The organism is Paenibacillus sp. FSL P2-0089 (assembly GCF_038595095.1).
Lineage (GTDB): Bacteria > Bacillota > Bacilli > Paenibacillales > Paenibacillaceae > Paenibacillus_AQ > Paenibacillus_AQ silagei.
Window position 1 is genome coordinate 7,656,184 of record NZ_CP152006.1, and the last position, 12,796, is coordinate 7,668,979.

The 12,796-nt window shown below is 56.3% G+C and carries 7 protein-coding genes and 1 pseudogene; 6 read left to right on the forward strand and 2 right to left on the reverse strand.

The features are described 5' to 3' along the window. Positions 1-20: 20 nt before the first annotated feature. Positions 21-749 carry a protein-glutamine gamma-glutamyltransferase gene (locus NST69_RS32790; RefSeq protein WP_340978248.1) on the forward strand — a complete coding sequence of 243 codons (729 nt, stop codon included), beginning with the start codon at positions 21-23 and terminating at the stop codon, positions 747-749. Positions 750-761: 12 nt separating this feature from the next. Here NST69_RS32790 and NST69_RS32795 read toward each other — a convergent pair whose 3' ends face one another. Together NST69_RS32795 and NST69_RS32800 are read right to left on the reverse strand one after the other, a co-directional pair. Further along, positions 762-2,378, reverse strand: a complete 1,617-nt coding sequence (locus NST69_RS32795; protein WP_342548134.1) for a response regulator — start codon at positions 2,376-2,378, stop codon at positions 762-764. Then, positions 2,353-4,245, reverse strand: coding sequence for a sensor histidine kinase (locus tag NST69_RS32800; RefSeq protein ID WP_340978251.1), 1,893 nt, complete (start codon positions 4,243-4,245; stop codon positions 2,353-2,355). Before NST69_RS32800 ends, NST69_RS32795 begins: the two co-directional genes overlap by 26 nt. 81 nt (positions 4,246-4,326) lie before the next feature. Between NST69_RS32800 and NST69_RS32805 the strand changes: the two genes are divergently transcribed. The 5 genes and pseudogenes from NST69_RS32805 (at position 4,327) to NST69_RS32825 (ending at position 12,691) form a co-directional block, all read left to right on the forward strand. Continuing rightward, positions 4,327-5,802 (forward strand): extracellular solute-binding protein, encoded by a 1,476-nt coding sequence (locus NST69_RS32805; RefSeq protein ID WP_340978253.1) that lies wholly within the window; start codon positions 4,327-4,329, stop codon positions 5,800-5,802. A gap of 250 nt (positions 5,803-6,052) precedes the next feature. Next, positions 6,053-8,615: pseudogene (locus tag NST69_RS32810) on the forward strand (collagen-like protein). Positions 8,616-9,213: 598 nt separating this feature from the next. Further along, the gene (locus tag NST69_RS32815; protein ID WP_339257691.1) at positions 9,214-10,143 is read left to right on the forward strand and encodes an ABC transporter permease subunit; all 930 of its coding nucleotides are present in this window, start codon (positions 9,214-9,216) and stop codon (positions 10,141-10,143) included. A gap of 46 nt (positions 10,144-10,189) precedes the next feature. After that, positions 10,190-11,083 (forward strand): carbohydrate ABC transporter permease, encoded by an 894-nt coding sequence (locus NST69_RS32820; RefSeq protein WP_036723737.1) that lies wholly within the window; start codon positions 10,190-10,192, stop codon positions 11,081-11,083. Between the two features lie 54 nt (positions 11,084-11,137). Next, entirely contained in the window at positions 11,138-12,691 is a 1,554-nt protein-coding gene (locus NST69_RS32825) for an ABC transporter substrate-binding protein (RefSeq protein WP_339252957.1), read from the forward strand. Positions 12,692-12,796 lie beyond the last annotated feature (105 nt).

Consider the following 12,796-nt stretch of genomic DNA (forward strand, 5'->3'; position numbering starts at 1 on the left):
AGACGAAAGGGGGAAGCAGAATGGGGTATGGATACGCGGCTCCGGCAGATCCGGCATTTGAGAGCAGAATGCGGGGGGAGATTATTGCGGCAGCCCGGGCAATGAATGTAGGGGGGACAGATTTCTCGACCTTCGAGAATTCCCGCTGCAATCCGAGGTACTGGACCCGTACAGGAGGCGGTGGATTTGAGCTGAATTCAAATGTCACTCCTTCGGCGGCGATTAATGATATTTTTGTGAATGGACAGCTGTATGCCTTTGAATGTGCTATGGCGATGGTGATGATTCTCTATAAAGCGACCATCAACATGATCGGAGAGGCGGCCTTCAACCGTAATTTCACCGGCCTGTACCTGTGGGACTGGAACTATGACAGCAATCTGAAGCTGATTACCACGTTCAACCGCAATGAGCTGCAGCCGGGCGATGTGGTCTATTTCAAGAATCCCGACCATGATCCGGCTAAGCCGGAATGGCAGGGGGAGAACGCGATTATGTTGTCCAGGGACAGTTACTACGGACACGGGCTCGGGATTAAGAATGCCACTCAGATGATAACCTCGCTCAACAGGGAGCGGGTGCCGGGCAGCCGGACGTCTGCCTATCTGGCGGATGAGGGGCTTCACCCGGATTTTGCCTATATTGCTTCTCTCGGCAACTCACGACTGAGCCCGCCGGTCTCCGCCAAAGTGAATGTAAGAACGGCCATCTTCTCCAGAATAGGTACGAAATCCTATATTGTCCGCTAGAGCGGCAGCGGTCTAATCCTTGGCCGAACGGAACTTGAGCGGGTGCAGGCCGGTGGTTTTTTTGAAAACAGTACTGAAATAATGGGGATTCTCATAGCCGACCCGCTCTGAGATCTCCATGACCTTCAGGTCCGTGGTCAGCAGCAGCTCCTTCGCCTTGCCTATGCGGATCTGGGTGATATAGTCGGTAATGGTTCTGCCGGTCTCCTTCTTGAACAGCAGGCTGATGTAGTTAGGTGTCAGAAACACCTCCTCGGCAATCCTGGACACGGACAGCTCCGAGGCGTATCCCTCCTGAACGATGGTGCAGATGCTGCTGACGATCCGGCTGTTCCTGGAGGTGTTCTTGCCTGCTACATAAGCGCTTAAGTCATGCAGGAGCGACAGCATATACGCCTTAAGGCCGGTGATCGTGGTCTGCTGGTACAGCTTATCCATAATGCTAATCCGGTCGCTTAGCACCTGCCCGATATCCTCATCTATCTCATACAGGGCTCTGGCGGAGGTGAAAATCATCTCTGCGCAGATACTCTGCACGTATTCAATTCTATGCTTGGGACCGGCCAGTCCATTGAACAGCTGCTCCAGCAGCCGGGTGACGGTGTCTGTATGTCCTGCCTTCAATTCATTCATCAGCCGGGCCTGGAGTTTATAGATAAAGGTGCTCTGCAGCTTCTCCGTGTCGGGCTGGATATCATTAATGTAGAGGACGGAGGCAGGCCCGGTATAGAATTTGTACACCAGCGCAGCCAGCGCATCCTTATAGGAATCCTCAAGCTGGCCCGCCAGCGGACAAGCCCGCCCGATGCCGACGGAGGCATCCAGCCGCAGATACTTCTGAATATTAGCGATGATTTGTTCGCAGGTCTCGGAGATGGAGTGGGACGGAGGTGTCTGCGGGGTGCAGATCACCATAATGAATTCGTTCTCGCTGGCTACGAAGCTGATGGCGCAGGGGTGGCTGTCCAGGCTCTCCTGAATGATATTCTGGATGGAAAAGTAGAGCAGTTGCTTATGCTCCTCCGAGTATTTATCCACCGCGCTCCGGTATTCATCCAGTTGGAGTACACAGACGCTGAGAAGCGTCCCCTGCTGGAAGGGCAGGGCGAAATACTGTATCTTCTGCCAGATCTCCTCCTCCCTGCGGTAGAGGCCGGCAATCAGATTCTGGAGGAATTTCTCCCGCAGCAGCGGCATACTGTCTTGAAGCTGCTGCTTAAGCTGCTCCAGATCCAGCTGCTGCTCGCGTTCCTCTGTCAGCTTGGCCACCGCTTGGCTGAAGACACTGCGGATCTCGGGCAGCTTGACAGGCTTCAGAATATATCCCTCGGCGTTCACCTTCAGCGCCTCCCGGGCGTAGGAGAAGTCCTGGGCGCCGCTGATAATAATAATCCGGGCTCTGCAGCCTGCCTCCCGCAGCTTCTCTGCTACCTCCAGCCCCCCCATTAGCGGCATCATAATGTCGGTGAACAGGATGTCCGGCTGGAGCTTCAGGCATAACTCGTAGGCTTCCAGCCCGTCCGAGGCTTCCCCGATAATCTCAATCCCGAACTCTTCCTGCCAATCGAACACACGGATCAGACTGCTGCGGATAAACGGCTCGTCATCCGCTATGATCATCGTTAACATCTTCATTCACCTCATTCCAAGTAGTGACCACCGGGAACCGGATGACAGCCAGCAGACCGCAGCCGTCTTCGGTATTGTCGTAATAACGGATGCCGTAGGACTCTCCAAAAAACTGCCGGATCCGCATATGCACATTGCGGATGCCGTAAGACTGGCTGCCCGGCTGCGGGTCTGCCAGCAGCTGGTTCAGCCGTGCGGGATCGGCGCCTATTCCATCGTCGAACACGGAGATACTAAGCAGCTCCTGCGTCTGCTCTACCCGGATGCGGATCGTGCCTGTTCCCCGCCGCCGCTGGATGCCGTGAATCAGGGCATTCTCCACCAGCGGCTGGAGACTAAGCTTCACCACCAGACATTCCTCTGCGAGCGCCCGGTCCGTCTCCTCCAGCTCATAGTGAAGCCGGTCCTGGAAGCGGAACTGCTGAATCTGCAGATAGCTCTCGACCTGCCGCAGCTCATCGCGGAGCGGGATAATATTGCGGCCCTTGCTCAGGCTGTACCGGAAGAAATCCGAGAGCGAGGTGACCATGCTGCTGATCTCGGGAATATCGTGGTTAATGGCAATCCAGTTAATGGAGTCCAGGGTATTGTAGAGAAAATGCGGATTGATCTGGGCCTGGAGCATTTGCAGCTCGGCTTCCTTTTTGCGCAGCTCGGTGACGTAGAGCTTGTCGATCAGCGCCTTAATCTGCTGGAGCAGCTTGTTGTAGCGGTTGAATAAATAGGAGAATTCGTCCTTGCGCCGGTAACGGATGGGGATATTGAAGTTCCCGCTCTCGGCATGCGACATTGACTGGATGAACTTGCGGATCGGAGCGGAGATATTCTCGGACAGCAGCAGTGCCATCAGGAAGGAGACGAGCATGCAGATGACTATTACGATATACATCACCCGGCGGAAGGAGATCAGCTCCCCATTCAGCTCACGGACAGGTGAGAAGGACAGGATGGTCCAGCCGGTATTCTCCAGTGTCTTGTACGAGACGAGCATCTCCTCGCTGCCGATGGAGTGGCGGAAGGAATGCAGAGCGGATGAGTGGTCTGGAGAGAGAGGGTTGCTGGTACTGTCAGCAGGGCCTATAGTCAAGCTAAGCTTGCTGTAATAATCCTGAGCGGCGATATTCTGGCCGATGAGTGACGGCTCGGGGCTGATGGCGATCGTTCCGGCTCTGTCTGCGATATAGACCTTGCTGCCGGGGGTAGGCTTATAATGCTCCAGCAGCGTGCCGAATTCGGCTACCGGGATATCAAGGGTGAGCAGTCCGACATAGGGCAGCTGTGCATGCCGGATACCGAACAGGCGCTTCGCGAATTTGAGGGTGAATCTGGAATCCAGCGAGCTAAGGCCCACCACGGCAAAATCGGCTTTGGCCGGAATGCTTAAATACCAGGGCTTCAAGGTAATAAGATCGATATTGAATACACGCCGTGAGAAATTATATTGGGTATATTCCGGCCGGTTCAGCATATAGAGCATAGGGACGAAGCTGTTGCCGGAGGTCCCGTTCGCGGGGAAATCCTCAAGGATTTTGCTAAGGGCGGCCAGCTCATTAATGATTCCGGTGCTGTCTGCGGGCCGGTTGGAGGAGATGAGGTCAGCGAATTCAGAATTCAGGTACAACGCGGTCATGGATTGATTGGCGGCTTCGAACCGCCGGGCCAGATTATCCTGAACCAGATTGAAGTTATTCTCAATCGATGTATTCATATTCCGGGTAATGATCCCGGCGGATTTGTTATAGATGGTGACCGAGATGATCGTGGTCGGGAGAAGAACGAGGAAGAGAAAGTAGAGGATCAGCCGGCTGCGGATGCTGAAGTTATACAGGAAGAGTGCCTTCGACAACGAATCGTAATATTTCTTCATCGGAGTCCTCCTTCAGCAAGTCAATAACTGGTATACATTGTAAAACGCGTGAAGTCAGGATGTCAACGCAGGAGGTGCGGTGTGAAAAGGTTACTGTTCTATCTTATTGCCATCTTAGGGTGCGGGCTGGCTATCTACACTTTTGTCTATGACCGCCCGCTGCTGCCGGACCTCACTCAAGGCGAGAAGGCCCTGCCGGCGGTGCAGACCACCCGGGTGAGGGTCGCCCTGTCTGACTGGACGGAGAACCTGGAAGTGAAGAATGCCATCAGCCATTATAATAAAACGAATCCCGATCAGATTGAGATCGTAGTGATGAACCTTGCTACAGACGCCTACGACGATACCTTAAATATGCTGATGACCTCCGGGCAGGGGCCGGATGTATTCAGTGTCGATAACGCCTGGCTGGCCACTTACGTCAACAAGGGGTATCTTGCTAATCTGTCTGCTGATCTGGATGCCGGATGGCTGTTGCGTTTTCCGGTATGGGCCAGGAAGTACGCGTCCGGCCCGTTGTTCAAGGGCGGAATCTACTTCATGCCCTCCAGTATTGATACCGTGCGTCTGATCTACAATAAACAATTGTTCCGGACCGCCGGACTTGACCCGGAGCAGCCTCCGCTTACCTTCGCCGCACTGGAGCAGGGAGCCCTGCAGATCAGCCGGGCCGGAGCACTGGTCAATAAATACGGCTTCGCGTTGCCCGCCGGGGATAGCCGGGCCAGTCTCCAGGCCGGACTGGAGCTATCGAATACCTACAGCGGTTATTATCTGTATGATTACCGGTCGGGCCGTTATGACCTGAGTGTGTATGCCCCTTGGCTGCAAATGGTACGGGAGATGAAGCAGCAGGGCAGCCTCTACCCGGGGGAGACGCTGCTGAAGCTGAGCAGTGCGCTCCGGCAGTTCGCGGACGGCAATATCGGCATGATGTATGTTACCAGCAAAGATTATGTCAAGCTGCAGGAGTATATGCCTAAGGATGACTGGGGAGTGGCGCTCCCTCCGGCAGCGGAGCTGTCACGGCGCGGTGCCGGGGCTCTGATGATGGTCCCCCAAGCTCCGCTGGTGGTGAACAGTGCGGCGCAGAGCCGGGAGGCTGCGGTGAAGGTCTGGCGTTTTCTTCAATCGAAGGAGTTCCTGGGCATGCTGTATCAGCAGGCGCTCGCCCTCCCGGTGACAGACGGGATTATGGATAAGCCGGGCGCTTCACGCGGGCTACGCCACTTCAGGGAATTCTATCCAACCGCAGCAGAATCGATCTATCCGCTATCCCCGCAGATCATGGACCAGTATGATCCGAATACGGTATCCATGGAGCCGCGTTATTCAGGCGACCGTCCAAGAATGCAGCTGTATCTGCGGATCATCGCGGGGGACATTCCGCTGGACCAGGGACTGGGCAGCGAGAGTGAGCGGCTGAATCAGATGCTGGACATTGCAGCTACCGGGTATTCTTTTCGGCGTGAGGAATATATCTATCCGCAGTTCGATCCCCGCGCCCCGTTATTGGGGGAGAGCCTGCAAAACCGTTCAAGCAGCGGACGGGAATAGAATAGGCTTCTATTCAGGGACCTTTCCAGGCCATTGCGGCTGAGGAGAGGGCCCTTTTGTGTTGTCTCCTATTTATATGGGATGCCTGCCGGAATCTAGCTCTACTGCACACACCGTGCCGGAATCGCAGAATATTACTATATTGATCCATCTTTCTGCTGCTAGCTTCTATGTAGTCAAAAGATAGATTAAGCGAGGAAAGGGGAATCTATCAGGACAATACAAATCTGTCGTTAAAGGAGACTGGGAAATGACTCTACTATCCACAGGACCACTGGAAAACAATGCAGTAGGAGGGGTAAGACCCACTACACAGGTTACGGTCAGACTTGATAACCGCAGCAGCATTTCAGCTTATACAGTATTGGTACAAGGGTATTACATGCTCGGAGGCATTAGAAATCTGTATGTCAGCCAAACGCTGGATGTGGCTGCCAACGAAGCGATAACAAACACTTATTATGCGGATCTGGACGCTTTTGAATTTCTGTTTGTCACGTCTGCCATGACGGATGACCCCATCCAGATTTCGGTGTGGGGCAAGAGCAGCACCGGCCAGCTCGTCACCGCCCACCGGCTGGTCTCGGCTGAACTGCTGGGCGATACTGGTGTAACGGGGGCCACTGGGGCGACTGGAGCAACCGGCGTGACGGGCCCGACAGGTGCAACTGGCGCAGGAGTGACGGGGGCGACTGGAGCAGGGGTGACCGGTGCGACCGGCGTGACGGGCCCGACAGGCGCAACGGGCGCGGGAGTGACTGGGGCGACTGGAGCAGGGGTGACCGGTGCGACCGGCGTGACGGGCCCGACAGGCGCAACTGGCGCAGGAGTGACGGGGGCGACTGGAGCAGGGGTGACCGGTGCGACCGGCGTGACGGGCCCGACAGGTGCAACTGGCGCAGGAGTGACGGGGGCGACTGGAGCAGGGGTGACCGGTGCGACCGGCGTGACGGGCCCGACAGGTGCAACTGGCGCAGGAGTGACGGGGGCGACTGGAGCAGGGGTGACCGGTGCGACCGGCGTGACAGGTCCGACAGGTGCAACTGGCGCAGGAGCGACCGGGGCAACGGGCGCAGGAGTGACCGGGGCGACCGGGGCGACCGGGGCAGGGGTGACCGGTGCGACCGGCGTGACGGGCCCGACAGGCGCAACTGGCGCAGGAGTGACGGGGGCGACTGGAGCGACCGGGGCAGGGGTGACCGGTGCGACCGGGGCAACGGGAGTAGGTGTGACCGGAGCGACCGGAGCAACGGGAGTGGGAGTGACCGGAGCGACCGGGGCAACGGGAGTGGGAGTGACCGGAGCGACAGGTGCAACGGGCGCAGGAGTGACTGGAGCGACCGGGGCAACAGGCGTGGGAGTCGACCGGCGTGACAGGTCCGACAGGTGCAACTGGCGCAGGAGCGACCGGGGCAACGGGCGCAGGAGTGACCGGGGCGACCGGGGCGACCGGGGCAGGGGTGACCGGTGCGACCGGCGTGACGGGCCCGACAGGCGCAACTGGCGCAGGAGTGACGGGGGCGACTGGAGCGACCGGGGCAGGGGTGACCGGTGCGACCGGGGCAACGGGAGTAGGTGTGACCGGAGCGACCGGAGCAACGGGAGTGGGAGTGACCGGAGCGACCGGGGCAACGGGAGTGGGAGTGACCGGAGCGACAGGTGCAACGGGCGCAGGAGTGACTGGAGCGACCGGGGCAACAGGCGTGGGAGTGACCGGAGCGACAGGTGCAACGGGCGCAGGAGTGACTGGAGCGACCGGGGCAACGGGAGTGGGAGTGACCGGAGCGACTGGAGCAACAGGCGTGGGAGAGACCGGAGCGACCGGGGCGACTGGAGCAGGAGTGACCGGGGCGACCGGGGCAACGGGCGTAGGCGTGACCGGAGCGACCGGAGCAACGGGAGTAGGAGTGACCGGAGCGACCGGGGCAACGGGAGTAGGCGTGACCGGAGCGACCGGAGCAACGGGCGTAGGAGTGACCGGGGCGACCGGGGCAACGGGCGTAGGAGAGACCGGAGCGACCGGGGCAACGGGAGTAGGAGTGACCGGAGCGACCGGGGCAACAGGCGTAGGAGCGACCGGAGCGACCGGGGCGACTGGAGCAGGAGTGACCGGGGCGACCGGGGCAACGGGCGTAGGCGTGACCGGAGCGACCGGAGCAACGGGCGTAGGCGTGACCGGAGCGACCGGAGCAACGGGAGTAGGAGTGACCGGAGCGACCGGGGCAACGGGCGTAGGAGTGACCGGGGCGACCGGAGCAACGGGAGTGACCGGAGAGACTGGAGCGACCGGAGCAACGGGCGTGGGGTTGACCGGGGCAACCGGCCCGAATTTGGCAACGGAAGGGTTCTCCGCATTCCTGCCGACGTTCTCGGTCTCGACCAGTACTCAGCTTACCGGCTGGACTGTAACTTCGCCTTACTATGACAGTGCGACATTTAATGAGACTACAGGCAACTACACGATTCCGGTATCCGGCAGATATTCGTTTGAGGCAACCATTAACTACAGCACTACGGCTGCCATCTCGGTTGCATTGGGAGCGGGAATTGATCCGGCTTTTGTAGTGCGGAGAACATCCCCGACAGTAACGGATCTGGTAACCGGATTGTTCCCGCTGCTGAATGTTAACATTGCGCTTCTGCTGTCTCTGCGGACGATCCTGGGTAATGGTACGGTAACATTGACAGGTGAAGTTGAACTGACGGCAGGCGATGTGATCGGACTCTTCTATGTATCAGATGGATTAACCGTGCCATTAGATCTTGGAGGTGCCTCTTCGGGTGTTGTATGGTCTGTGCACAGACTCACTTAACCGCTGCAGACTAGTTTAGACCCACAAGCTTCAGCTAAAAGAGCGTTCCACAGCGGTCATCGTGGAGCGCCTTTTTGCATTTTGTCCCTTCGGCTTCACTGCCTTCCGCAAATGGGTTCTGGTACAGAAAGCAGTTGGATTTTCGCCACTTACTCATGAACAGAAGTCTTAATGTACGGAAACAGTTGGAGAATCAGCACTTAAAATTCGGCAAATATAGCAGAGTAGGGGAAATACGCGAAATTAAATGACGTTTATCCAACTAAAACCCGAAAATAATCCAAAATATCCATATTAAAATACGTTTATCCAATTAATTTACCTCAAGCCAGAGCGAGAAAGGGCGCGCTGTCCACCTCATAGCAGAGTGAGAAGGGGCGCGCGGCCACCTTACGCCAGAATCAGGACGAGGGCGGAGCTCTCCCATCCCTTGTGACCGCCGTTTCGGCTTGGCCGGAAGTGAGACCCTTCCAAACTCCGTAGGATTTTGAACTTTTATTATAGATGGCCTTATTTAGCATGGAGCCGCCTGCGGGTACACTTAAGTCAGGGAAGAGAGGGACTGCTGAAGGAACACAGGAGGCGGAAGACAATGGTTATGAAGACGAAAAAGAGACACGGGCTGAAGCATCTGCTGAAGCATAAGGTGCTGCTGCTGATGCTGCTGCCGGGCGTAGTATTTTTGCTGATCAACAACTATCTGCCGATGTTCGGAATTGTGATTGCGTTCAAGAATATCAATTATGTGGACGGGATTCTCGGCAGTCCGTGGGTCGGGCTGGATAACTTCAAATTCCTCTTCGCCACCTCGGATGCCTGGATTATCACGCGCAATACGGTGCTCTACAACTTCGTGTTCATTGTGCTTAATCTGCTCTTCGCCGTATCCATTGCGGTTGCCCTGAATGAGCTGAGGAACAAGCTGGCCGCCAAATTCTATCAGAGCATCATGTTCTTCCCCTACTTCCTGTCGATGGTGGTGGTGAGCTATTTGGTGTTCGCTTTTCTGAATGTTGAATACGGTTTCATCAATAAAGGGGTCTTCGCCCTGTTCGGGCTGGATGAGCTGAACTGGTATTCGGAGCCGAAGTATTGGCCGTTCATCCTGCCGCTAATTAACCTCTGGAAAGGGGTGGGCTATGGCTGTGTCATCTATCTGGCGGCGATCATCGGCATTGACAACGAGTACTATGAAGCGGCCCTGATCGACGGCGCCAGCAAGTGGAAGCAGATCCTGCATATCACGATTCCGCTCATCCGGCCGGTCATTATTATTACAACGATTCTGGCGATCGGAGGCATCTTCCGCTCCGACTTCGGGCTGTTCTACCAGACCACACTGAACTCCGGGGCGCTGTACCCGACTACACTGGTCATCGACACCTACGTCTATAACGCGCTGATTAATATGGGCAATCTGGGGATGTCGGCAGCGGCCGGATTATACCAATCGGTGGTCGGCTTTTTCCTGGTCCTCGGCTCGAACTGGATCGTGCGTAAGGTTGACAAGGATCAGGCGGTTTTCTAGCTAAAAGTCTGGCAGCGCACGTACCCTGTAGAAGGAGTGGAAATCCGTGGCTAATAACGAAATATCCCGCTTCACTAATGTTCTCCTCCATATTATTTTTATCATCCTGTCCCTGGCCTGCCTGCTGCCAATTGTACTGGTCTTCATGATCTCTATTACCGATTACGATTACATCGTCCGTAATGGCTATCAATTCATTCCGGAGAAGCTCAGCCTGGAGGCTTACGCCTATATATTCAAGGATTATAGTGTGGTGTTGCGGGCCTATGGCGTGTCCTTCTTCGTCACCATCACCGGAACGCTGGTCAGCGTGTTCATCTCTTCCCTGTATGCGTATCCGATATCGCGGGCGGATTTCCGGTACCGGGGGGTGTTCGCTTTCCTGATCTTTTTCACCATGCTGTTCGGCGGCGGGCTGGTACCGTGGTATATGGTCTACACCCAGGTGCTCGACCTCAAGAACTCCATCTGGGCGCTGGTTGTGCCGATGCTGCTGTCCCCGTTCAATGTGCTGATTATGAAGACGTACTTCCAGATGAGCGTGCCGCCTGCGCTGATTGAAGCCTCTACGATTGACGGAGCGGGGGAGCTAAGGACGTTCTTCCGGATTGTTTTCCCGCTGTCTTTGCCGGTCTTCGCGACCATTGGGCTGTTCAATACGCTGCATTACTGGAATGACTGGTTTAACAGCATGATTTTCATTACCGACACAGACCTCTATTCCCTCCAATATCTCATGTACAAAATGATCTCCCAGGCAGACTACCTGAGCCGCAACGGGGCACTTATTCAAGGCTCGGCCACCGAGCTGGCCAAATTGCCGGGGGAAACGATCCGTATGGCGATGGCGCTGATCGGCATCGGGCCGATTGTGCTGGCCTATCCGTTCTTCCAGCGGTATTTCATCAAAGGACTGACGCTCGGCTCTATCAAAGGCTAACCTCGGAACCTACCGATTAGCATATATCTGTTCCATCAAGGGGAGGAAAAAAGTATGGCAGGTAAAAAAGTCACAGGTCTGCTGCTGTCGCTTGTGCTGATAGCCGGATTCACCCTGGCCGGATGTGCGGGGAACAATGGCAATACAGCGGCGCCTACAGAGAAAACGGGGGAAAGCACCACAGCTCCGGCGGCAACGAAGGAAGCGACAGGAACGGAAGCGGCTGGAACGGAGGCGCCGGGTGCGCTTGCGCCGGTGGAGCTGTCCCTGTATCTGCCCGGCGGACCGGATAAGGATGTGGCGTCCGTAGAGCAGGAGATCAACGCCTACCTGAAGGATAAAATCAACGCCACCCTCAAGATCAACCAGCTAAGCTGGGATAAACCGGCCGACAAGGTCAATCTGATGATCCAGTCCGGCGAGGTGTTCGATATGGTCTATACCTGGAACTTCATGACCAACGCCGCGAAGGGGGCGTATCTGCCGCTGGAGGAGCTGCTGGACACCTATGCCAAGGAGACGAAGGCACAGATTAATCCGGCTTACCTGCAGGCAGCTACCGTCAACGGACATTTGTATGCGGTTCCAACTGAGAAGGAGTTGGGGCAGTCGGTCGGGTTTGCTTTTGACAAGGCGATTGTGGATAAATACGGCTTCGATGTGAACAGCCTCCAGAAGCTGGAGGATATTGAACCGATGCTGAAGACGATTAAGGAGAAGGAGCCAGCCCTCTCTCCGCTGTTCATGAACCATACCGACAGCCTGCACTGGTTCACCGCGTATCCTGACAGCGAGGATCTGGACGGCAGCAATGATATCCCGACCCTGCTTGATTACAAGACGATGAAGGTGTTCAACGAATACGACACACCGGCAATGACGGAGCGGCTGAAGCTGATCCGCAGCTGGTATGAAGCGGGCTATATCAACAAGAACGGCGCCACCGACAAGACCGAGCTGAAGGATGCGGTCAAAAGCGGCAAAGCCTGGTTCGTCTACGGTAACATGAATCCGACCTCCACCAATGACTGGACCCGGCTCGCCGAGAAGCCGATGATCATCAAGACGCTGCTGCCTGTTCAGGTCAGCACCAAGAGTCTGCAAGGCTCCATGCTCGCCATCTCCAGAACCTCGAAGAACCCCGAGCGGGCCATGATGTTCATGAACCTGCTCCACACCGATCCGGTGCTCTACAACCTGCTAACCTTCGGCATTGAGGGCAAGCACTACAAGAAGCTGGAGAACAACACTGTGGAGTTCATTGCGGACAGCGGCTACAACTCCGTATCCTCCTGGATGATCGGCAATGTACTGCTGAACTACCTGAATAAGGATGAGGATCCGAAGCGCGTGCAGCTCTATACGGACTGGAATAAGAACGCCACCGTGTCGCCGGTGATCGGATTTGTCTTCGATTCAACCAAGGTGCAGTCACAGATCGGGGCGCTGATCAATATCACGAAGCAGTATAAGAACACCCTGTTCTCCGGGGAAAAGGACCCTGAACCGGTCCTGAAGGAGATGAACAGCAAGCTGAAGGCCGCAGGCCTGGACGCTGTGATTACGGAAATTCAGAGTCAGCTCGACGCTTTTCTGGCCGCCAAATAAGCAGTAGAGGCCATAGCACGCCCGGTTCCCTGCCGCAAGCAGCCATAGCGGCCGCCTGCGGCAGGTACCGGGTATTCTCTTTCGCTAATCCAGCCTTTGGGGAGC